Source organism: Frigoribacterium sp. NBH87 (assembly GCF_014217665.1).
GTDB classification, from domain to species: Bacteria; Actinomycetota; Actinomycetes; order Actinomycetales; family Microbacteriaceae; genus Frigoribacterium; species Frigoribacterium endophyticum.
In genome coordinates this window covers 1,399,941-1,420,960 of record NZ_CP043650.1, presented here as the reverse complement: position 1 = coordinate 1,420,960, position 21,020 = coordinate 1,399,941, and the positions used below count along the sequence as shown (strand labels likewise).

Genomic DNA, 21,020 nt, shown 5'->3' with positions numbered 1-21,020 from the left:
GCCCCCGCCGTCGTGCGGGGGCGGGCTCCGTCGTGTCACACGCAGTGCCCGTCACACGAAGTGCGCGCTGATCTCCATCACGAGGGAGTCGACGTCGACCTCGCCGCTCGTGTCGACGCGCACGACCGGCCACGCGCCGAGCGGCCCCGCGCCCTCGACCCGGTCGGCCCAGCCGGCGGCCAGCTCGTCGGCCGTGCCGTGCACGGGGTGGCGGCCGCCGCCCTCGACGCGGGCCGCCGAGCGGGTCAGCGCCAGCTCGGGAGCCACCTCGCACCACACCTCGAGCACGCGGGGCGAGCCGGCCTGCTCGACGCCGGCGCGCACGCCGTCGAGGTCGCCGTCGGGCCGCCAGCCCGCGTCGACGACGACGCCGGCCTCGACCTCGCCGGCCATCGCCCAGACGGCGTCCACGGCGATGCGCCGCACCGCCTGCGGGGCGATCATCGGCCCGGCCAGGTCGGCCAGCGCCTCCTGCACGGGGTCGACCGCGAGCAGGGGGCAGCCGAGCACGCCGGCCAGCGTGGCCGAGACGGTGGTCTTGCCCGAGCCGGGCAGACCGTTGACGAGGATCGCGACAGAAGCCATCCCCCCATCATCCCGCAGCGGGTCAGACCTCGGCGGCCACCCAGTCGCCGGTCGCGAGGTACTGGACCTTCTTGGCGATGGAGACCGCGTGGTCGGCGAAGCGCTCGTGGTAGCGCGACGCGAGGGTCGAGTCGACGGTGTCGACCGCCGCGCCCTTCCAGGTCTCGCCGAGCACCTTGTCGAAGACGCTGAGGTGCAGCTCGTCGATGCGGTCGTCGTCGTTGCGGATCTCCTCCGCGAGGCGGACGTCCTCCGTCGTGAGCAGCTCGGTGAGCTTCTTCGCGATGGCGACGTCGAGGCGGCCGAGCTCCTGGAACGTCGGGCGCAGCGACTTCGGCACGACCTTCTCGGGGAAGCGGTACCGGGCGAGCTGGGCGATGTGCTCGGCCATGTCGCCCATGCGCTCGAGCGACGCGCTGATGCGCAGGGCGCTGACCACGATGCGGAGGTCGCGGGCGACGGGGTTCTGGCGGGCCAGGATGTCGATGGCGAGCTCGTCGAGGGCGATCGCGCGCTCGTCGATGCGGTCGTCGTCGGCGATGACCTTCTCCGCCAGCGTCACGTCGGAGTCGTTGAAGGCCGTGGTGGCGTTCTCGATCGAGACGGCGACGAGGCCCGCGATCTCGACGAGGCGCTCCTGCACCTCTTGCAGTTCCTGCTGGAATACCTCGCGCATGGGAGTCTGGGCCTCTCGTCGTTCCGGGGGTGTCCGGGTCTCGGGGCGACCGCCCCGTGCTGTGCCGGCGGAGCCGCCCGCACAGTCCCGTCGACTCTCACGGGTGGAGGTTAACGGTCGGTGACGGGAGGCCCAACAGTGCCCAAAGTACAGCGCTCCGGCTGGCTCTCGTCCGTTCCCGCCCCGGGCGTTCACTATCGTGACCTGCATGGAACCAACCTGGTTGGTGCCGGCCTCGCTGCTCTTCGGCGTCCTGGTCGGCGCCGCGGTCGTGATGGTGGTGGTGTCGGCTCAGCGCCGGGCCGCCCGCGTCGCGGCACTCGTCGAGACGACGCTGCCGGACGGCATCGACGCGGTGCTCGACGCCCTCTCGTCGGCCGGGCTCGTCGTCGACCCGTCGGGCAACGTGCTGAAGGCCTCGCCGTTCGCCCGTCAACTCGGCCTGGTCTCCGCCCAGGAGCACCTCGTGCACCCCGAGGTCGAGGCCCTCGTCGACCTGGCGCGGCGGAGCGACGACCCGCAGGAGGCGCAGCTCACCCTGGCGCGCCTCCCCGGTTCCGAGGCCACCGTCGCCCTCGGCGTGCGGGCCGCCGTGCTGGGCGGCCGCTACGTGCTCGTGCTCGCCGAGGACCACACCGAGGGCCGCCGGCTCGACGACATGCGCCGCGACTTCGTGGCCAACATCAGCCACGAGCTGAAGACCCCGATCGGCGCGGTGGGCCTGCTCGCCGAGGCGCTCGACGCGGCCTCGGCCGACCCCGAGCGCGTCCGCCACTTCGCCGGCCGCCTGACGCGCGAGGCCGACCGGCTCGGCCGCCTCACCCAGGACATCATCGAGCTCTCGCGGCTGCAGGCCACCGACGCGCTCGAGTCGAGCGACCCCGTCGACGTGCGGGCGGTCGTCGACACCGCCGTCGACCGCAACCGGGTCGAGGCCGAGGTGCGGGGCATCTCGCTCGTCGTCCGGGGCGGCAAGAAGGCGCAGGTGCTCGGCGACGAGACGATGCTCGTCACCGCCGTCGACAACCTCGTCTCGAACGCCATCGCCTACTCGCCCGACGGGTCGCGGATCGGCATCGGCGCGACCGTCGACGACGAGGGCGGCGTCTCGATCGCGGTCAGCGACCAGGGCTACGGCATCCCGGAGCACGAGCTCGACCGCGTCTTCGAGCGCTTCTACCGCGTCGACCAGGCCCGGTCGCGCCGCACCGGCGGCACGGGCCTCGGCCTCGCGATCGTCAAGCACGTCGTCCAGAACCACGGCGGCGAGGTGCGCGTCTGGTCGCAGGTCGGCAGCGGGTCGACCTTCACGATCCGACTGCCCGAGTTCGAGGCCCGCCCCGACACCCGTTCCGTCCCTGTCATGGTCACCACACGAGGAGACACCGATACCCGATGAGCACCCACATCCTGATCGTCGAGGACGAGGAGTCGCTGAGCGAGCCCCTGGCCTTCATCCTCGAGCGCGAGGGCTACCGCGTCACCGTCGCCGAGGACGGCCCGTCCGCCCTGGCCCTGTTCGACAAGTCGGGCGCCGACCTCGTGCTGCTCGACCTGATGCTGCCCGGCATCCCCGGCACGGAGGTCTGCCGGGTGCTGCGCTCGAGGTCGCAGGTGCCCATCATCATGCTGACCGCGAAGGACAGCGAGGTGGACATCGTCGTGGGGCTCGAGCTCGGCGCCGACGACTACGTCACCAAGCCGTACTCGACGCGGGAGCTGCTGGCGCGCATCCGGGCGGTCCTCCGTCGCCGGGCCGACGACGGCGACGACCTCGCCGACGGCATGCTCGAGGCGGGCGACATCCGCATGGACGTCGAGCGCCACGTCGTGACGGTGCGCGGCGAGGACGTCGCGATGCCGCTCAAGGAGTTCGAGCTGCTCGAGCTGCTGATGCGCAACGCCGGCCGCGTGCTGACGCGCGGTCAGCTGATCGACCGGGTCTGGGGCTCCGACTACTTCGGCGACACCAAGACCCTCGACGTGCACATCAAGCGCATCCGCTCGAAGATCGAGCCCGTGCCCTCCGAGCCCAAGGCGCTCGTGACCGTGCGCGGGCTCGGGTACCGCATCGAGGCCTGAGGCGCCCCCGGCGGGCGGCCTCCGTCCGACCGCCGACGCACGAGAGGCCCGGCCCCGCTGACGCGGGCCGGGCCTCTGGTCGTCTCGGCACCGTTCGGGCGCCGCGTGCCGCTACGGGGTCGGCGTGGCCGAGGGCGTGCCGTCCTCGGGCGACGGGAGCGTCGTCGACTCGGCGGAGGGCGCCGTGGTCTCGCCCGGCGTCGGGAGCAGGGTCGCGTACTCGGAGAGCTCGCCGGTCAGCACGGGCACCTGCAGGCTCTTGCCGGTCTCGGTGCCGTACTGGACGAAGACGGGCAGCAGCGCGCCGGGGGTGACGTCGAGGTCGCTCATCACGAACTGCTCCTGACCGACCTCGGTGCCGAGGTCGACCTGCGAGTTCGCGTCGACGTCGACGGTCTGCGTCTCGTCGCCCGACTCGGTCTCGTACTGGAAGCTCACCTGCGCGGCGTCGTCGCCGCTGTTGACGATCGACATGACGAGGCTGGCCTCGGCGCCGTCCTCGGTCAGGGCCAGCGCGTTGAGCACCTTGACGTCGCCGACCGTGACGCTCGTGCCGTCGCTGGCGTCGTAGAACTGGGTCGTGCGCTGGGGGCTGATGAAGTTGCAGCCGGCGGCGACGACGAGCACGGCGGCACCCACGGTGGCGGCGGCGAGGGCGCGGACGCCTCGACGGTCAATTGCAGATGCGACTCGCACGAGTGCCTCCAGGATCCAGTTCACGGCAAAGGTCTGCCCCAGCTTAGCGAGGGCAGAGCGGGGCGGTTCGTCAGGGCAGCCTTACCACCGACCTTCCATGGTATCCTGGGCGTCGCAGAATGGAGCCTGATTCATGCAGTTCGAGGTCGGAGAGACCGTCGTCTACCCCCATCACGGGGCCGCGACGATCTCTGAAGTCAAGAAGCGGATCATCAAGGGCGAAGAGAAGCTGTACCTCAAGCTTCGCGTCACCCAGGGTGATCTGACCATCGAGGTACCCGCAGACAACGTCGACCTGGTCGGCGTCCGGGACGTCATCGGCAAAGAGGGGCTCGACCGCGTGTTCGACGTCCTCCGTGCGCCGTTCACGGAAGAACCCACCAACTGGTCCCGCCGCTACAAGGCGAACCTGGAGAAGCTCGCGTCGGGCGACGTCATCAAGGTGTCCGAGGTCGTCCGCGACCTGTGGCGCCGCGACCAGGACCGCGGGCTGTCCGCCGGCGAGAAGCGCATGCTCGCCAAGGCCCGCCAGATCCTGATCAGCGAGCTCGCCCTCGCGGAGAAGACCGACGAAGAGAAGGCGTCGAGCGTCCTCGACGAGGTTCTTGCGTCCTAGCACCACCGACGACCGCACGGTCGGCTCCCTGACGGGGGTCGGTCGGGCGGTCGTCGTCGTCGCGGCCGGGAGCGGCACGCGTCTCGGCCTCGGCACGCCGAAGGCCTTCGTCGAGGTGGCCGGGCGCAGCATCCTGGCCCGCTCGCTCGATGCCGTGCTCGCCTCCGCGGTGCCCACCCAGATCGTCGTGGTCGTGCCGCAGGAGCAGCTCGCCGACGCCACGGAGCTCGTCGTCGCGGCGGCCGGGCACGTCGCCGACCACGTCGCGGTGGTCGCGGGAGGCGCCAGCCGACAAGCCAGCGTCGCCGCCGGCCTCGGGGCGGTCGCCCCCGACGTCGCGACCGTCCTGGTGCACGACTGCGCGCGCCCCTTCACCCCCACCGCCCAGTTCGACCTCGTCGCGTCGACGGTCGAGGCGACCGGCCGCGGCGTCGTGCCGGGGCTCCCCGTCAGCGACACGATCAAGCGCGTCGACGCGGCCGGCACGGTGCTCGACACCGTCGACCGCTCCGAGCTGGTCGCGATGCAGACCCCCCAGGGCTTCCCGCGGGCGGCCCTCGACGCCGCCTACGCCGCGGCCCGGGCCGAGCACACCGACGACGCCGCCCTGTTCGCGGCGGCCGGCCACGAGGTCGTCGTCGTCGAGGGCGACCCGGTCGCGTTCAAGATCACCACCCGGTGGGACCTCCAACGCGCCGAGACGATCGCGGCGCAGCAGGCCGCGGCGGTCGGCGCTTCCGACCCGCGCCTCCGGCCCGACCCCGCCCTCCGCACCGGGCTCGGCATCGACGTCCACGCGTTCGACCCGGCCGCGCCGCTGCACCTCGGCCTCCTGCACTTCGAGGGCGAGGCGGGCCTGGCCGGCCACAGCGACGGCGACGCCGTCGCGCACGCCGTCGTCGACGCCCTCCTCTCGGCCGCCGGCCTCGGCGACATCGGCTCGATGTTCGGCACCGACGACCCGCGCTTCGCCGGCGCGAGCGGCGAGGTCTTCCTCACCGCGGCCGTCGAGCGCCTGACGCACGCGGGCGTCGACGTCGTCGACGTCGCCGTCCAGGTCGTCGGCAACCGGCCCCGGCTCTCCGCCCGCCGCCTCGAGATGGAGGAGCGGCTGATGCAGGTCGTCGGCGCTCCCGTCAGCGTGTCGGCCACGACCACCGACGGGCTCGGCTTCACCGGGCGCGGCGGGGGGCTGACGGCGATCGCGACCGCTCTGGTGTCGGTCGTCGACCCGGCGGCGCGCACCGCGCCTCCCCGGGGCCCTGGCTCCGCCTCCGCCCCGGCACGGGGCGCCGTCGCCCCGACCTCGCTCACCGACGACGGGTCGTCCGACCCGTCCGCCGACGACCACTGAATAGGCTGACCGCGTGACCATCCGCCTCTACGACTCCCGCGAGCAGGCGCTCGTCGACTTCGTCCCCCTCGAGCCCGGCCGGGTGGGGCTGTACGTCTGCGGGCCCACCGTGCAGTCGTCGCCGCACATCGGCCACCTGCGCAGCGCGCTGGTCTACGACCTGTGGCGCCGCTGGTTCACCTACCGCGGCCTCGACGTCACCCTGGTGCGCAACGTCACCGACATCGACGACAAGATCCTCGCGCTCTCGAGCGGCACCGACGAGGAGTGGTGGGCGCGCGCCTACCGCTACGAGCTCGAGTTCACCGCGGGGTACCAGGCGCTCGGCGTGCTGCCGCCGACCTACGAGCCGCGCGCGACCGCGAGCGTCACCGAGATGCAGCAGATCGTCGCGACGCTGATCGAGCGCGGGCACGCCTACGCCGCGCCCGACGGCTCGGGCGACGTGTACTTCGACACCGCGAGCTGGCCGAGCTACGGCGCCCTGACCAATCAGGGCCTCGACGACATGGCCCCCGCGGCCGACGCCGACCCGCGCGGCAAGCGCGACCCCCGCGACTTCGCGCTCTGGAAGGGCGCGAAGGCCGACGAGCCCGCCTCAGCGAGCTGGTCGTCGCCGTGGGGCGACGGCCGGCCCGGCTGGCACATCGAGTGCTCGGCGATGTCGAAGCGCTACCTGGGCGGCGCCTTCGACATCCACGGCGGCGGCCTCGACCTGCGGTTCCCGCACCACGAGAACGAGCTGGCCCAGTCGACCGCGGCCGGCGACGCCTTCGCGCACCACTGGCTGCACAACGGCCTCGTCGCCGTCGACGGCCAGAAGATGTCGAAGTCGCTCGGCAACTCGATCTTCGCCGCGGACTTCCTCGCCCTCGCCCGGCCGGTCGTCGTCCGCTACTTCCTCAGCGCGGCGCACTACCGCTCGACCATCGACTACCACGACGGCGCGCTCGTCGAGGCGGAGGCCGCGCTCGACCGCGTCGAGACGTTCCTCTCCCGCGCCGAGCGCCGTCTGGCCGACACCCGCTTCGCCGGTGTCGGCGCCCGTGTCGTGCCCGACGAGTTCGCCGAGGCGATGGACGACGACCTCAACGTGCCGCAGGCGATCGCCGTGCTGCACGACGCCGTCCGGTCGGGCAACGTCGCCCTCGACGACGGCGACCTCGACACGGCCGCCCGCGACCGCCAGCACGTCGCCGCCATGGTGGCCGTGCTGGGCATCGACCCGCTGGCGCCAGAGTGGCGCGGAGACGACGAGGGCGACGCGCACCGCGCGCTCGGCACCCTCGTCGAGACCCTCCTCGCCAGCCGCCAGGAAGCCAGGGCCGCGCGCGACTTCGCGCAGGCCGACCGCGTACGCGAGATGCTGGCGTCCGCCGGCGTCACCATCGAAGACACCCCCAGCGGGTCGCATTGGAGCCTCGAACAGTGAAGAACACCAGCGGAGCGAACAAGGGGCGGCCGAGCAGCAGCGCCGTCCGCAAGGGCAGCAAGGGCAAGCAGGTCGGCAGCGGCGGCCAGGGGCGCCAGGCGCTCGAGGGCAAGAAGCCCACGCCCGCCGCGGAGGACCGCCCGTACCACCCCGCGGGCAAGGCGAAGGCGGCGCGCGAGCGCCTCGACGCCGCCCGGGGCCGCGGCGGCAACGGTCCTCGCGCCGGGTCGCCGATCGCCGGCCGCGGCGGGCAGGACGCCCCCCGCCGCAAGCCGAAGACCTCCGACGACAGCGAGATGGTCACCGGCCGCAACTCGGTGCTCGAGGCCCTGCGCACGCGCATCCCCGCCTCGACGCTCTACATCGCGGCGCGCATCGAGATGGACGACCGCACGAAGGAGATCCTCAACCTCGCGACGCGTCGCGGGCTGCCCATCCTCGAGGTCATGCGCCCCGAGCTCGACCGCCTCACCGGCCCCGACTCGGTGCACCAGGGCGTCGCCCTCAAGGTGCCGCCGTACGAGTACGCGCACCCGGTCGACCTGCTCGAGGGCTCGATCAAGCGTCGCCAGAACCCGCTCTTCGTCGCGCTCGACGGCATCACCGACCCGCGCAACCTCGGCGCCATCATCCGCTCGGTCGCCGCGTTCGGCGGCCAGGGCGTCATCATCCCGCAGCGTCGCTCGGTCGGCCTCACCGCCTCGGCGTGGAAGACCTCGGCCGGCGCCGCGGCGCGCATCCCCGTCGCGATGGCCTCGAACCTGACGCAGACCCTCAAGTCGTTCAAGGACCAGGGCGTCTTCGTGCTGGGCCTCGACGGCGACGGCCACGTCATGCTGCCGGGCCTCGAGCTCGCCGACCGCCCGCTCGTGGTCGTCGTGGGCAGCGAGGGCAAGGGCCTCTCGCGCATCGTCGCCGAGACCTGCGACGCCATCGTGTCGATCCCGATCACGGGCGCCGTCGAGTCGCTGAACGCCGGCATGGCCGCGAGCGTCACGCTCTACGAGATCTCGAAGCTGCGCGCCGAGCGCTCGTAGCGCTCGTCAGCCCCGACACAGAGGAGGCGCGGTGCCGGTCGACCGGCACCGCGCCTCCTCTTCGTGGTCACGGAAGGGACCGCGTCGGGGTCAGACCTTGGAGCGCCAGTCGTCGTCGTCGTCCTCGGCCTCGAGCAGCTCGGCGTCGGGCAGGGTGATCGACTCGGTGGCCGGGTCGATGACGGTGCGCTCGTCACGGCGGTGCCGCAGCACGTCGTTGATGTACGAGGTCAGCGCCTCGGCGATGGGCACGTCGCGGTTCTCCTGCTGCGAGCGGTACCAGCGGTGCTCGAGCAGCTGGTGGAAGACCTCCGCCGGCTCGAGGCGGCCGCGGAGGTCGCGGGGGATGGACCGGACGACCGGCTCGAACACCCGGGCGGCCCACTCGTGCGCCACCATCTCCTCGTCCGCGTCGGTGTTGCCGGTCCGCAGCCGGTAGGCGTCGAGGTCGTTGAGGAGGCGCCGGGCCTGGTTCTCCTCCACGTCGAGGCCGGTGAGGCGCAGCAGGCGGCGGGAGTGGTGGCCGGCGTCGACGACCTTGGGCTGGATGCGCACCTGGGTGCCGCCCTCGGCCGTCTTGATCGCGAGCTCCTCGATGTCGAAGCCGAGGTCGTTGAGCCGCTCGACCCGGTCGGTGATGCGCCAGCGCTCCGAGCTGGAGAACGTCTCGCTGCCGGTCAGCTCCGTCCACAGGCTGCGGTACTTCGCGACGATCCCGTTGCTCACGTCGACGGCGTCGAGGTTGTCGTCGAGGCGCCCGCCGGCCTCGAGGTCGAGCAGCTCGCCGGCGATGTTGACGCGGGCGACCTCGAGGTCGTTCTCGCGCTGGCCGTTCGAGAGCCCGCCCGGGTAGAGCTTGCCGGTCTCGGCGTCGACCAGGTACGCCGCGAAGGCCCCCGCGTCGCGCCGGAAGAGCGTGTTCGAGAGCGAGACGTCGCCCCAGTAGAAGCCGATGACGTGCAGGCGCACGAGCAGCAGGGCCAGCGCGTCGACGAGCCGCTTCGCGGTGTCGGGGCGGAGGGTCTGCGAGTACAGCGCCCGGTAGGGCAGCGAGAACTTGAGGTGCCGCGTGACGAGCACGGGGTTGAGGGGCGAGCCGTCGACGTCGCGCCGGTTCGTGATGACCGCCAGGGGGTCGACGCAGGGGATGTCCATCCGCTGCAGGGTGCGGAGCATCTCGTACTCGCCCCGGGCCATCTCGCCCGAGGTCTCCTTGATCGCGATCACGTAGCCGCTGAGGTGCGCGAAGCGCACCAGGTGCCGCGAGATGCCCTTCGGCAGGGCCGCGATGGCCTCGTCGGGCCACTCGTCGAGGGGGAGGGACCACGGCAGGTCGAGCAGCGCCGGGTCGACGGTGGCCGAGGTGATGTTGAGGGAGTCGCTCATGGGTCTTCTCTGGTCGGACGGCCGGGGCGCGCCGGGCGATCGGGGGTGGTCGGGGGCGGAACGGGCGATCGGCCCGCCGGGTCGCTCGGAGAGGTTCTCCTGGCGACGCGACGGGCCGATCGGGGGTGCGGGGGCTACGCGCTGACGACGGCCTTGTCGCCGAGGCGCTGGCCGCTCTCGGTGTCGAAGACGTGCACGTGGTGCGCCTGCGGCGTGATGTAGATCGTGTCGCCGAGGCCCGGGTGGTTGCGGCCGTCGACGCGCACGACGATGTCGACGCGCGCGCCGTCGACCTCGGTGTGGCCGTAGAGGTAGCCGTCGGCGCCGAGCTCCTCGACCACGTCGACGGTGACCGCGAGGCCCTCGCCGGTGGTGTTGACCACGACGTCCTCGGGGCGGACGCCCACGGTGACGCTCTTGCCGTTGGCCTGGCCGACGGTGTCGCGGTCGACCGAGGTGACGGCCGTGCCGAACTTGATGCCGCCGTCGACGACGTCGGCGGGCAGGAGGTTCATGGCCGGCGAGCCGATGAAGCCGGCGACGAAGACGTTCTGCGGCTTCTCGTACAGGTCGCGGGGGGTGCCGACCTGCTGCAGGACGCCGTCCTTGAGGACCGCGATGCGGTCGCCCATGGTCAGGGCCTCGGTCTGGTCGTGGGTGACGTAGACCGTGGTGACGCCGAGGCGACGCTGCAGGGAGGCGATCTGGGTGCGGGTCTGGACGCGGAGCTTGGCGTCGAGGTTCGACAGCGGCTCGTCCATGAGGAAGACCTGGGGCTGGCGCACGATGGCGCGGCCCATGGCGACGCGCTGACGCTGACCACCGGAGAGGGCCTTGGGCTTGCGCGAGAGGTAGGGCTCGAGGTCGAGCAGCTTCGCGGCCTCGAGGACGCGGGTCGCGCGCTCCTCCTTGCCGACGCCGGCGATCTTGAGCGCGAAGCCCATGTTCTCGGCGACGGTCATGTGCGGGTACAGCGCGTAGTTCTGGAACACCATCGCGATGTCGCGGTCCTTCGGCGGCACGTCGGTGACGTTGCGGTCGCCGATGAAGATGTCGCCGCTGTTGACCTCTTCGAGGCCGGCGAGCATGCGGAGGGTGGTCGACTTGCCGCAGCCCGAGGGGCCCACGAGGACGAGGAACTCGCCGTCGGCGACCTCGAGGTCGATGGCGTCGACCGCTGCGCGGGTCGAGCCGGGGTAGAGACGGGTTGCCTTGCTGAACGTCACGGACGCCATGATTCGTTTCTCCTTCACCGGCAGGTACGTGCCGGACGATCCGTTGTGAATGGACGGTGATCAACCGTGTCGGTCGACGATGACCACCGCGCCTCAGCATGCCACAGAACGGCCCCTGGCAGGGCCCCCGGACGGGTGGCCGGAGGGGGGTCGGGGGGATGGTGTCCGGACATCTCCCAGCGCGCTCTCCTAGGATCACGGGGGGCCGGAGGCGCGCCACGTGCTCTCCGACCCGCTCCGCCCTACCCGTCTGCCCCTCAACGACGCGACGCCCCGACCCCCGTCGCGCATCGGAGAACCGCACCCCCATGACTGAGAACGACAAGTCGCTGACCAAGAACCAGCGTCGGGCCGCCGCCCGCGAGAAGGCGCAGCTCGCCCGCAAGAAGCAGAAGCGCCGTCAGCGGACGAGCCGCTGGGTGCTGCAGGGCGGCCTCGGCCTGGTCGTCGTCGCGATCGTCGTCGGCGTCGTCCTGGTCATCACGAACAGCATCAAGCCGGCCGGCCCCGGCCCCGCCAACATGGCCAGCGACGGCATCCGCATCGGCCAGGACTTCGTCGCGCAGACGACCCCCGCGCTCGACGCGGGCGACGAGCCCGTCGCGACGGAGACCACGGCGGCCTCCGACACCGTCGACATCGTCGTCTACCTCGACTACCTCTGCCCGATCTGCGGCCAGTTCGAGGCGGCCAACAACGACTACATCGCCGGCCTCGTGTCGTCGGGCGCCGCGACGGTCGAGTACCACCCGATCGCGATCCTGACCAACAGCTCGCTGGGCACGAAGTACTCGAACCGCGCCGCGAACGCCGCCGCCTGCGTCGCGAACTACGCGCCCGATTCCTTCTTCGACTTCAACACCGCCATGTTCGAGCAGCAGCCGGAGGAGGGCACGCGCGGCCTCGACGACTCGCAGCTCGCCGACATCGCCACGGGCGTCGACGGCGTGCAGCAGGCCTCGGCGATCGAGACCTGCATCGACGACCAGACGTTCGCCTCCTGGGTCAGCGCCTCGACCGAGCGCGTGCTCGACGGGCCGCTGCCGAACAGCGACGTCGAGACCTTCCGCGGCACGCCCACCGTCCTCGTCAACGGCCAGCAGTACGACCCGAGCCTGCCGTTCACCAACGAGGAGTTCCGCAACTTCGTCGTGACCGCGGCCGGCAACAGCTACTCCGACTCGGCGACGTCGACGGCCACGCCGACGCCCGAGCCCACCGAGTCGGCACCGGCCGAGACGCCGGCCCCGGCCGAGACTCCCGCCTCCTAGCCGCGGCGCCTCCCCGGCCCGACCGCCCCGGCTCGCGTCGCCGTCAGTCGCGGCGGCGCGGGTGGGGCACGATCACGTCGATCTCCCGCACCGGCCCCGCGGGCAGGTCGGCCCGGCGCGACCGGGTCGTCGGCCGGAGCGGCAGCTCGTGCAGCACGACGTCGCGCACGGTGCCCGCGTCCAGCACGAGGCTGAGGTACGTCGCCCGCGGCTGTCGCCGCTTGTCGGTCGGCGACCCGGGGTTGAGCAGGCGCGTGCCGGAGGCGGTGGTCGAGTCCCACGGGATGTGGCTGTGGCCGAAGAGCAGCAGGTCGGTCTCGGGGTGGAGGCGGTCCGCCCGGGCCTCCCGCGCCTCCTTCTGTCCCGTCTCGTGGACGACGGCGACGCGGACGCCGTCGATCGTCTCGCGGGCCACCTCCGGCAGCCGGGCTCGGAGCTCGTCGCCGTCGTTGTTGCCCCAGACGCCGACCAGGCGTCGGGAGCGCCGCTCGAACTCGTCGAGGATCGCGGTGCCGGTCCAGTCGCCGGCGTGCACGACGACGTCGGCGGCCTCGACCGCCGCCCAGAGCTCGTCGGGCACCGCGCGGGCCTTCTGCGGCACGTGGGTGTCGGACACGACGACGACGGTGGTGGTCACCGGCCCAGGCTAGGCGCGGTTGACTGGGCCGGTGCGAGTCTCCGTCGTGATCCCGGTCCGTGACGACGCGCGGCACCTCGAGGCCTGCCTCCGGTCGCTCGCGCGCCAGACGCGGCTGCCCGACGAGGTGCTCGTGGTCGACAACGGCAGCACCGACGACACCGTGGCGGTCGCGACCGCGGCGGGTGCGCGCGTCGTCACCGAGCCCGTCGTCGGGATCGCGGCCGCCGCCTCCACCGGGTACGACGCCGCGACCGGCGACCTGATCGGTCGCTGCGACGCCGACAGCGTGCTGCCGCGCACGTGGGTCGCCGAGCTCGCGGCCACCCTCGAGGCCGACGGCGACGTGCTCGCGGTCACGACGAACGCCCGCTTCTACGACGCGCCCGTGGGGGCCCAGAGGCTGCTCTCGGCGGCGTACGTCGGCGCGTACCACTGGCTCGTGGGCTCGGCGCTGGCGCACTGGCCGCTGTTCGGGTCGACCATGATGATGCGCCGGTCGGCGTGGGCCGCCGTGAGCGACGTCGTGCACCGCCGCGACACGGGGCTGCACGACGACATGGACCTCGCCCTCCACCTCGGCGACCTGGCGCCGACGCGGGGCGGCCGCCTCGTCTACCGGCGCGACGTCGTGGCGGGCATCTCGGCGCGGCCGTTCGACCGGGGCGCCGACCCGGGGCTGCGGACGCGGCGCGCGCTGCGGGTCTTCGCGGTGCACGGGCGCTCGGGGGTGCCGTTCACCCGCTGGTGGCGGGCCGACCCGCTGCGCACGCGCGCCGTCTGGCGTCGTCTGCGGCCCCGCGCCTGACGGGCCCCGCGGCTCCGCCCGGCGGCTCCGCCCGGCGGCTCCTCTCCCGTCGCCCGCGTGGCAGGTGGCCCTCCGGGCCCCTCAGGTAGTTCGATGAGACGGTCGTGCACCGCACGACGTCGTCGCACGCCCTCCGGCCGCGCACCATGACCACCACACAGAACGACGAGGACGAACCGTGGGACTCTTCCGCACCAAGGACGCCGAGGTGGTCGAGCACAACGCCGCCGTCCAGAGCAGCATCTGGACCGACGCGTTCGGCCGCCTGGCCATCCGCAGCCTGCAGATCATCGCCGTCGTCGTCGTCGGCATCGCCGTGATCTACACCTTCCTCTCGCTGAGCCTCGTCACGCTGCCCGTGCTGCTCGCGCTGATCTTCGCCTCGGCGATGTACCCGCTGATCGCCTTCCTGCGCCGGCACCGGGTGCCGAGCCTCCTCGCCACGATCATCGCCCTGCTCGGCGTCGTGGTCGTGCTGGGCCTCGTCGGCTGGCTGCTCGTCTGGGCCGTCGAGAACCAGGCGTCGACGCTCGCCAAGTCGGCGACGGAGGGCTTCAACCAGCTTCAGGACTGGATCACCACCCTGCCGTTCTCGATCACCGACGACCAGATCGAGTCCGTGCGGAACACCGTCGTCGACTTCGTGACGAGCGCGCAGTTCGGCTCGGGCGCCCTCGCCGGCGCGAGTGCGATCGGCAGCTTCGCGACCGGACTCGTGCTGATGATCGTCGTGCTGTTCTTCTTCCTCAAGGACGGCCCGGCCATCTGGGAGTTCCTCCTCCGCCCGTTCAAGGGCGAGCAGTACGCCCGGGCCCGTCGCATCGGCGACAAGACGGTCGCCACCCTCGGCGGCTACGTGCGCGGCACGGCCACCGTCGCCGCGGTCGACGCGATCGGCATCGGCATCGGCCTCGCGATCATCGGCGTGCCGCTGGCGCTGCCCCTGGCCGTGGTCGTCTTCCTCACCGCGTTCATCCCGCTCGTCGGCGCCACCGCCGCGGGCATCCTCGCGGCGCTCGTCGCCCTCGTGGCCAACGGCCCCGTGGCCGCCATCTGGGTCATCGCGGTCGTCGTGCTCGTCAACCAGCTCGAGGGCAACTTCCTCCAGCCCGTGCTGATGGGCCGCACCCTGCAGCTGCACGGCCTCGTCATCCTGGTCGCCCTGACCGCCGGCACCATCCTCGGCGGCGTCGTCGGCGCGGTCATCGCCGTGCCGCTGATGGCCGTGGTCTGGGGCATCACGCAGGTGTGGAACGGCGAGCACCAGCCGGCGGAGATGTTCCGGAAGAAACGGCCGGAGGAAGTGCGCTAGCCCGCGAGGGCCTGCCGGAGGCGCGGTGTGCGGAGAACGCACACCGCGCCTCCGTCGTGTGCGGACGTATCTCGGGAAAAAGTCTGCACGATCTGCAGCGAGATGGTTGCGTTCCGTCAACTACGGCGTATGGTTGACGTTCAGCAACTACCTGACCAACGGCGGTCAGCGACCCCCATCTCAGAACGACCACGGAGCGCACCTTGTCGCAGACCACCACCGCCGCGGGCACGAAGCCCGCAGCTCCCCACGAACCGGGCGAAGCGCCCGGCATGAGCCACCGCGAAGTCCTCACGGCCCTGTCGGGCCTGCTGATGGGCATGCTCGTGGCGATCCTCTCGTCGACCGTCGTGTCGACCTCGCTGCCGCGAATCGTCAGCGACCTCAACGGCAGCCAGACCTCGTACACCTGGGTCATCACCGCCACGCTGCTCGCGACGACCGTCAGCACGCCCCTGTGGGGCAAGTTCTCCGACCTCACGAACCGCAAGGTGCTGCTGCAGGTGGCCCTCGTGCTGTTCGTGCTCGCGTCGGTCGCGGCCGGCTTCTCGCAGGACACCGCGACGCTGATCACCTTCCGCGTCTTCCAGGGCCTCGGCGCCGGCGGCCTCACCGCCCTGGTGCAGGTCGTCATGAGCGACATCATCAGCCCGCGTGAGCGCGGCCGGTACATGGGCTACCTCGGTGCCGTGATGAGCGTCGGCACCATCGGCGGCCCGCTGCTCGGCGGCGTGCTCACCGACACCATCGGCTGGCGCTGGAACTTCTTCGTCGGCGTGCCGGTCGGCATCGCCGCGCTGATCGTCATCCAGCGCACGCTGCACCTGCCCGCCAAGCCCAAGAAGAAGGTCGTCGTCGACTACTGGGGCGCCGGGCTGATCGCCGGCGGCGTCTCGCTGCTGCTCATCTGGGTGTCGCTCGGCGGCAAGCAGTTCGAGTGGGCCTCGGCCACCAGCTGGCTGATGGGCCTGGGCGCAGCCGTGCTGCTCGCCCTCGCCGTCGTCGTGGAGTTCCGCTCGAAGGAGCCGATCATCCCGCTCACGCTCTTCAAGAACCGCACGTTCACCTTCGCGGTGATCGCCTCGCTGAGCGTCGGCGTCGCGATGTTCGGCACCAGCGTCTTCCTCGGCCAGTACATGCAGCTGGCCCGCGGCCAGTCGCCGACCATGGCGGGCATCCTGACCCTGCCGATGGTGCTCGGCCTGCTGATCTCGTCGATGGTCGCCGGTGCGCTCATCTCGAAGTACGGCAAGTGGAAGCCCTACATGATCGTGGGCTCGATCCTCCTCGCCGCTGGCCTCTTCCTCATGTCGACCATCGAGTACGACACGAACTTCGCCGTCGTCTCCGTCTTCATGGCGATGATGGGGCTCGGCATCGGCATGGTCATGCAGAACCTCGTGCTCGTCGTGCAGAACTCCGTCGACGTGAGCGTCGTCGGCGCCGCCTCCTCGAGCGTCGCGTTCTTCCGCAGCCTCGGCGGCACGATCGGTGTCTCGGTCATGGGCGCCGTGCTCGGCACGAAGGTCTCGGGCTACATCACCGACGGGCTCACCGACGCCGGCGTCGACCCGAGCGCGCTCGGCAGCGGCGAGTCGACCACGAGCATCCCCGACCTCAGCACCGTGCCCGGCCCGATCCGCACCATCATCGAGTCGGCCTACGGCCAGGGCGTCGCCGACGTCTTCCTCATCGCGGCCCCGCTCGCGATCATCACCATCGTGTTCGTCTGCCTGCTGCCGAACGTCGAGCTCGGCACGAAGTCGGGCATCCAGCGCGCCGCCGCGGCCGGCCCCCAGGGAGGCGCGGCACCGGTCGACGGAGCCTCCGCCTCCCCGGCGACCAAGGGCGCCGCGGCGACCGCCGGGCTCGCGCCCGCGGTCTCGAGCGCCCCGGCCGACGCGCAGCCGCGCACCGGGACCGTCGATACGATCATCGCGACCGGGGCCGCCGAGGTGGCGGGCCACCCCGTGTCCGACGACGAGCTGAGCGAGAGCCCGGTGTTCTCGTCCCTGGTCGAGGAGAAGGATGTCGCAGCCGATCGATGACGGCCAGCCGGGAGGCGCGGTGCTCGACGCCCCGCGCCTCCCCGTGGCCGACGACGAGGGCCGGGAGGGCCTGATGGCCAGCGTGGTCGACGAGATCGGCTCGCTCATGGTGGAGGCGAAGCGCACCATCGCGGCCGCGGCCTCCCGCTTCGACCCCGACGTGCCGCCGACGGCGTTCTACGTGCTGCGCTACGTGATGAAGCACCAGCCCTGCACGGCCGGCGAGATCGTCCGTGCGATGGCGATGGACAAGAGCGCCGTGAGCCGGCAGGTCGCCCTGCTGCGCGACGCCGGGTTCGTCGACGTCGTGGCCGACGCCTCGGACGGCCGCGTCTCGACGCTGCGCAGCACCGAGCGGGCCGAGGCGCGCATGCTCGAGGTCCGTCACGAGAACCGCGCCGTGTTCCGCAGCCACGTCGAGGGCTGGACGGACGACGAGCTCGCCCAGTTCTCAGGCTGGCTGCACCGCTTCAACACGCCCGCCGGCCCGCGGTAGGCGACCCGCGACTCCTCGGGGTCGACGGCGGGCGACCACGACAGCGACGGGCTGACACCGTCGCCCGGGATCGACGGACCCGCCCGGGGACGACCACGGCCCCCTCCCTGGTCGGGAGGGGGCCGTCGTCGTGCTGCGGGGCGACTAGATCGTGGCGGTGTCGATCACGAAGCGGTAGCGCACCTTGCTCGCGACGACGCGCTCGTAGGCCTCGTCGACCTGGTCGGCGCTGATCGTCTCGATCTCGGCACCGATGTGGTGCTCGGCGCAGAAGTCGAGCATCTCCTGCGTCTCGCGGATGCCGCCGATGTTGGAGCCGGCGAGGCTGCGACGGCCCATGATGAGCGAGCCGGCGCGGAACGACTGCGGGTTCTCGGGCAGGCCGACGAAGACCATGGTGCCGTTGAGGCGCAGCGTGCGGGCGTAGGCGTCGATGTCCATGTCGGCCGAGATCGTGTTGATGATCAGGTCGAACGAGCTCTTCAGCTCGTCGAAGGTCGACAGGTCGCTCGACGCGTAGTAGTGGTCGGCGCCGAGCTTGAGGCCGTCCTCCTGCTTGGAGAGCGTCTGGCTGATGACGGTGACCTCGGCGCCCATGGCGTGCGCGATCTTGACGGCCATGTGGCCGAGCCCGCCCATGCCGACGACGGCGACCTTCGTGCCGGGGCCGGTGCCCCAGTGCTTCAGGGGCGAGTAGGTGGTGATGCCGGCGCAGAGCAGCGGCGCGGCCTCGTCGAGCGCGATGCCCTCGGGGATCGACAGCACGTAGTTCTCGTTCGCGACGATCTGCTTGCTGTAGCCGCCGTAGGTCTCTTCGCCCGTGTACTCGCGGCCGTTGTAGGTGGGCACGTTGCCCTTGACGCAGAACTGCTCTTCGCCGGCGAGGCAGTTCTCGCACTCGCGGCAGCTGTCGACGAAGCAGCCGATGCCGACGCGGTCGCCGACCTTGTGCTTCGTGACCTCGGAGCCGACCTCGGTGACGACGCCGGCGATCTCGTGGCCGGGCACCATCGGGAAGATGGCCTTGCCCCACTCCTCGCGGGCCTGGTGGATGTCGCTGTGGCAGATGCCGGCGAAGGCGATGTCGATCTGCACGTCGTGGGCGCCGACGTCGCGACGCTGGATGGTGCTGCGCTCGAACGAGGCGCCGGCCGAGGCGGCGACGAGAGCGGGGACGGTGGTGGGCACGGGGTTACCTCCGGGGGTTGCGGGTGTCTCGCGCGCCTGTGGGCGCGCTGATCTCCGACGACGCTGTGGGGGACGACACGAGCCTAGGCGCGCCTCCTGGGGGCTGCTCCTGCCGGGAACCGTTCTCACGGGCCGGGTGCCGCGGGCGCGCGACCGCGGGCGAGTTCGACCCGCGCGGGCCAGTACGCGCGCCCGCTCGCGTCGAACTCGCCCACCGGGGCGGTCTGCGGCAGGCAGAGTCGGGGGAGGCGCGGGTCAGCCGAGCAGGCCGGCCTGCCACACGAGCGCGGCCGCCCCGACGAGCGGGCTCTCGTCGCTCAGCCCGGAGCGCACGACGCGCACCCGCCGCGCGTAGTCGTTGACCGGGGCCTCGTCGACGGTGCGGCGGACGAGGTCGAGGTAGTCGGCGCTGACGCGGGAGAACCCGCCGCCGATCGCGACGACGTCGAGGTCGAGCAGGGTGCTGACCGACGACACGGCCTCGCCGACGGCGTTCGCCGAGCGGCGCACGGCCGCGACGGCGAGGGGGTCGCCCTCGAGGTAGCCGGCCGCGAGGTCCTCCCCGCGCTCGCCCTGCCAGCCCTGCGCGCGGGCCCACGCCACGACGTTGGGGCCGGAGGCGATGACCTCGAGCGTCGCCGCCGAGGCGTTCTGGCCGGCGGGCCGGTCGGCGATCTGGATCTGGCCGATGTGCCCCGCGTTGCCGGTGCCGCCCGAGAGCAGGCGGCCGTTGACGATGAGGCCGCCGCCGACGCCGGTCGAGACCGTGATCGCGAGGGCGTTGTCGGCCCCCTGCGTCGCGCCGACCCAGTGCTCGGCCAGGGCGAGGCTGACGCCGTCGAGCCTCAGCGTGACCGGGGCGTCGGGGGCGACGACGCCCGCGACGAGCTCGGCGACCAGGTCGCGGAGCGGGAAGCCGCGCCACGAGGGGAGGTTGATGGGCGAGACCGTGCCGTGCACGAGGTCGACCGGGCCGGCGCTGCCGATGCCCGCGCCGACGACGACGTCGTCGGGCCCGACCGCGGCCAGGGCGTGCGCCACGACGTCGCGGACCGCCCCGGCCAGCTCGTCGCTGCTCGAGGCGCGGCCGGTCGGGCGGCGGTCGCGGCTGCCCGGGGCGAGCGTGCCGTCGGCGGCCACGAGGGCGGCCTCGACCTTCGTGCCGCCGACGTCGACGGCGAGAGCGTAGTCAGTCACGGCGACAGCGTACCGGGGCCCGTCGCCCGTGACGGCGGGCCTCGGTAGGCTGCCCGCATGGACCAGACCGTAGGCCGGGTCGTCGTCGTCGGCGACGCCCTCATCGACGAGATCCGCACCCCCGCCGGTTCCGACGACCACGTCGGCGGTGCCGGCCTCAACGTCGCCGTCGGCCTCGCCCGGCTCGGCGTGCCGACCACCCTGCTCGCCGCCGTGGGCGACGACGCCGACGGCGCGGCGATCCGCGCGCACCTCGCCGAGCACGGCGTCGAGCTGGTCGCGACCGTCAACCCGCTCGGCACCGGCCGCGCGGTCTCCGAGCGCGTCGACGGCGAGCCGAGCTACTCGTTCACCGAGGCAGCCGTCGCGCGGGGCCTCGACTTCTCGCCCGAGCAGGTCGAGGCGATCACCGTGGCGCCCCTCGTCGCCGTCAGCTCGTACCCGTTCGACGACGCCTGGCTCACCGAGCGCCTGCTGCAGCACGTGGGCGCCGAACCGCCGCGGCTGGTGGTCGACCCGAACCCGCGGCCCGGGTTCCTCCGCGACGTCGACGACTTCCGCGCCGGGTTCGCCCGTGCGGCCGCCGTCTCGCTGCTCGTCAAGATCGGCTCCGACGACGCCGAGCTCGTGGCGGGCACCTCGCTCGAGGGCTGGCAGGAGGCGCTGCTCGCGTCGGGCGCCGGGGCCGTGCTGGCCACGCGGGGCTCCGACGGGGCCGACCTGCAGCTCGCGGGCGGCCCGGTGCTGCACCGAGACGTGGCCGTCTCGGCGGGCGAGGTCGTCGACACGATGGGCGCGGGCGACGCGACCTTCGCGTCGATCGTCGCCAGCCTGCTCGCGGGCACGAGCGGTCCCGGCTCGACCGACTGGGCTGCCGCGCTGACCGACGCCATGGCGGTCGCCGCCGCCACCGTGCGCGCGCCGGGGGCGCTGCTGCGCCGCCCCGGCGACGAGGGCTAGGGGC

General features: G+C 72.4%; 19 protein-coding genes and 1 pseudogene. 12 read left to right on the top strand and 8 right to left on the bottom strand.

Going from position 1 to position 21,020, the window contains the following annotated elements; all coding sequences use genetic code 11:
* Window positions 1-51: 51 nt before the first annotated feature.
* Window positions 52-585: an AAA family ATPase gene (locus F1C15_RS06535; protein ID WP_185233692.1), complete on the bottom strand. Its 534-nt coding sequence runs from the start codon at window positions 583-585 to the stop codon at window positions 52-54.
* A 22-nt stretch (window positions 586-607) separates the two neighbouring features.
* A complete protein-coding gene (gene phoU / locus F1C15_RS06530) occupies window positions 608-1,261 on the bottom strand; it encodes a phosphate signaling complex protein PhoU (RefSeq protein WP_056057055.1) in 654 nt (217 codons plus the stop codon).
* 208 nt (window positions 1,262-1,469) lie between these two features.
* Between phoU and F1C15_RS06525 the strand changes: the two genes are divergently transcribed.
* Both F1C15_RS06525 and F1C15_RS06520 read left to right on the top strand, forming a co-directional pair.
* Entirely contained in the window at window positions 1,470-2,660 is a 1,191-nt protein-coding gene (locus tag F1C15_RS06525; protein WP_056057053.1) for a cell wall metabolism sensor histidine kinase WalK, read from the top strand.
* Complete coding sequence (locus F1C15_RS06520; protein ID WP_056057051.1) at window positions 2,657-3,343, top strand: response regulator transcription factor; 687 nt, start codon at window positions 2,657-2,659, stop codon at window positions 3,341-3,343. Before F1C15_RS06525 ends, F1C15_RS06520 begins: the two co-directional genes overlap by 4 nt.
* Window positions 3,344-3,454: 111 nt before the next feature.
* Here the strand turns inward: F1C15_RS06520 and F1C15_RS06515 are convergent, their stop codons facing one another.
* A complete protein-coding gene (locus F1C15_RS06515) occupies window positions 3,455-4,063 on the bottom strand; it encodes a DNA modification methylase (protein ID WP_156370104.1) in 609 nt (202 codons plus the stop codon).
* 109 nt (window positions 4,064-4,172) lie between these two features.
* On the opposite strand from F1C15_RS06515, the gene F1C15_RS06510 reads away from it, so the two are divergent.
* The 4 genes and pseudogenes from F1C15_RS06510 to rlmB all read left to right on the top strand — a co-directional run bounded on the left by F1C15_RS06510 (window position 4,173) and on the right by rlmB (window position 8,478).
* Window positions 4,173-4,655 (top strand): CarD family transcriptional regulator, encoded by a 483-nt coding sequence (locus tag F1C15_RS06510; RefSeq protein ID WP_043597211.1) that lies wholly within the window; start codon window positions 4,173-4,175, stop codon window positions 4,653-4,655.
* A pseudogene (ispD, locus tag F1C15_RS06505) lies at window positions 4,645-5,874 on the top strand (2-C-methyl-D-erythritol 4-phosphate cytidylyltransferase); the annotation flags it as partial. The gene F1C15_RS06510 and the pseudogene ispD, both read left to right, overlap by 11 nt.
* A 148-nt stretch (window positions 5,875-6,022) precedes the next feature.
* Window positions 6,023-7,441: a cysteine--tRNA ligase gene (gene cysS / locus F1C15_RS06500; RefSeq protein ID WP_185233688.1), complete on the top strand. Its 1,419-nt coding sequence runs from the start codon at window positions 6,023-6,025 to the stop codon at window positions 7,439-7,441.
* Window positions 7,438-8,478, top strand: a complete 1,041-nt coding sequence (gene rlmB / locus F1C15_RS06495; protein WP_185233686.1) for a 23S rRNA (guanosine(2251)-2'-O)-methyltransferase RlmB — start codon at window positions 7,438-7,440, stop codon at window positions 8,476-8,478. The genes cysS and rlmB overlap by 4 nt, the downstream gene beginning before the upstream one ends.
* A 90-nt stretch (window positions 8,479-8,568) precedes the next feature.
* On the opposite strand, the gene F1C15_RS06490 is transcribed toward rlmB, so the two are convergent.
* Together F1C15_RS06490 and F1C15_RS06485 are read right to left on the bottom strand one after the other, a co-directional pair.
* Complete coding sequence (locus tag F1C15_RS06490) at window positions 8,569-9,864, bottom strand: DUF4032 domain-containing protein (protein ID WP_056057045.1); 1,296 nt, start codon at window positions 9,862-9,864, stop codon at window positions 8,569-8,571.
* Window positions 9,865-9,998: 134 nt separating this feature from the next.
* Window positions 9,999-11,099, bottom strand: a complete 1,101-nt coding sequence (locus tag F1C15_RS06485) for an ABC transporter ATP-binding protein (protein WP_056057042.1) — start codon at window positions 11,097-11,099, stop codon at window positions 9,999-10,001.
* A 308-nt stretch (window positions 11,100-11,407) separates the two neighbouring features.
* On the opposite strand from F1C15_RS06485, the gene F1C15_RS06480 reads away from it, so the two are divergent.
* A complete protein-coding gene (locus F1C15_RS06480; protein ID WP_185233684.1) occupies window positions 11,408-12,370 on the top strand; it encodes a thioredoxin domain-containing protein in 963 nt (320 codons plus the stop codon).
* 43 nt (window positions 12,371-12,413) lie between these two features.
* On the opposite strand, the gene F1C15_RS06475 is transcribed toward F1C15_RS06480, so the two are convergent.
* Window positions 12,414-13,007, bottom strand: a complete 594-nt coding sequence (locus F1C15_RS06475; protein WP_082514587.1) for a metallophosphoesterase — start codon at window positions 13,005-13,007, stop codon at window positions 12,414-12,416.
* 31 nt (window positions 13,008-13,038) lie between these two features.
* Between F1C15_RS06475 and F1C15_RS06470 the strand changes: the two genes are divergently transcribed.
* The 4 genes from F1C15_RS06470 to F1C15_RS06455 all read left to right on the top strand — a co-directional run bounded on the left by F1C15_RS06470 (window position 13,039) and on the right by F1C15_RS06455 (window position 17,671).
* The gene (locus tag F1C15_RS06470) at window positions 13,039-13,815 is read left to right on the top strand and encodes a glycosyltransferase family 2 protein (RefSeq protein ID WP_056057039.1); all 777 of its coding nucleotides are present in this window, start codon (window positions 13,039-13,041) and stop codon (window positions 13,813-13,815) included.
* A 178-nt stretch (window positions 13,816-13,993) separates the two neighbouring features.
* On the top strand, window positions 13,994-15,127 hold the full coding sequence (locus tag F1C15_RS06465) for an AI-2E family transporter (RefSeq protein WP_185233682.1): 1,134 nt from the start codon (window positions 13,994-13,996) through the stop codon (window positions 15,125-15,127).
* Between the two features lie 272 nt (window positions 15,128-15,399).
* A complete protein-coding gene (locus F1C15_RS06460; RefSeq protein WP_185234131.1) occupies window positions 15,400-17,175 on the top strand; it encodes an MDR family MFS transporter in 1,776 nt (591 codons plus the stop codon).
* On the top strand, window positions 17,156-17,671 hold the full coding sequence (locus F1C15_RS06455; protein WP_185233681.1) for a MarR family winged helix-turn-helix transcriptional regulator: 516 nt from the start codon (window positions 17,156-17,158) through the stop codon (window positions 17,669-17,671). Before F1C15_RS06460 ends, F1C15_RS06455 begins: the two co-directional genes overlap by 20 nt.
* A gap of 144 nt (window positions 17,672-17,815) precedes the next feature.
* On the opposite strand, the gene F1C15_RS06450 is transcribed toward F1C15_RS06455, so the two are convergent.
* Window positions 17,816-18,859 (bottom strand): NAD(P)-dependent alcohol dehydrogenase, encoded by a 1,044-nt coding sequence (locus F1C15_RS06450; protein WP_185233679.1) that lies wholly within the window; start codon window positions 18,857-18,859, stop codon window positions 17,816-17,818.
* Window positions 18,860-19,114: 255 nt separating this feature from the next.
* Window positions 19,115-20,056: an ROK family protein gene (locus tag F1C15_RS06445; RefSeq protein ID WP_185233677.1), complete on the bottom strand. Its 942-nt coding sequence runs from the start codon at window positions 20,054-20,056 to the stop codon at window positions 19,115-19,117.
* A 57-nt stretch (window positions 20,057-20,113) separates the two neighbouring features.
* Here F1C15_RS06445 and F1C15_RS06440 point away from each other — a divergent pair, with 57 nt between their 5' ends.
* On the top strand, window positions 20,114-21,016 hold the full coding sequence (locus F1C15_RS06440) for a carbohydrate kinase family protein (protein ID WP_185233675.1): 903 nt from the start codon (window positions 20,114-20,116) through the stop codon (window positions 21,014-21,016).
* The last annotated feature ends 4 nt before the right edge of the window (window positions 21,017-21,020 follow it).

Bases quoted from the DNA above. Each gene is read 5' to 3' on its own strand.
- F1C15_RS06510 (WP_043597211.1), top strand. From the start codon at position 4,173: ATGCAGTTCGAGGTCGGAGAGACCGTCGTCTACCCCCATCACGGGGCC.
- F1C15_RS06455 (WP_185233681.1), top strand. From the start codon at position 17,156: ATGTCGCAGCCGATCGATGACGGCCAGCCGGGAGGCGCGGTGCTCGAC.
- F1C15_RS06480 (WP_185233684.1), top strand. From the start codon at position 11,408: ATGACTGAGAACGACAAGTCGCTGACCAAGAACCAGCGTCGGGCCGCC.
- F1C15_RS06520 (WP_056057051.1), top strand. From the start codon at position 2,657: ATGAGCACCCACATCCTGATCGTCGAGGACGAGGAGTCGCTGAGCGAG.
- phoU (WP_056057055.1), bottom strand. From the start codon at position 1,261: ATGCGCGAGGTATTCCAGCAGGAACTGCAAGAGGTGCAGGAGCGCCTC.
- F1C15_RS06460 (WP_185234131.1), top strand. From the start codon at position 15,400: ATGAGCCACCGCGAAGTCCTCACGGCCCTGTCGGGCCTGCTGATGGGC.
- F1C15_RS06440 (WP_185233675.1), top strand. From the start codon at position 20,114: ATGGACCAGACCGTAGGCCGGGTCGTCGTCGTCGGCGACGCCCTCATC.
- F1C15_RS06525 (WP_056057053.1), top strand. From the start codon at position 1,470: ATGGAACCAACCTGGTTGGTGCCGGCCTCGCTGCTCTTCGGCGTCCTG.
- F1C15_RS06535 (WP_185233692.1), bottom strand. From the start codon at position 585: ATGGCTTCTGTCGCGATCCTCGTCAACGGTCTGCCCGGCTCGGGCAAG.
- F1C15_RS06490 (WP_056057045.1), bottom strand. From the start codon at position 9,864: ATGAGCGACTCCCTCAACATCACCTCGGCCACCGTCGACCCGGCGCTG.
- F1C15_RS06485 (WP_056057042.1), bottom strand. From the start codon at position 11,099: ATGGCGTCCGTGACGTTCAGCAAGGCAACCCGTCTCTACCCCGGCTCG.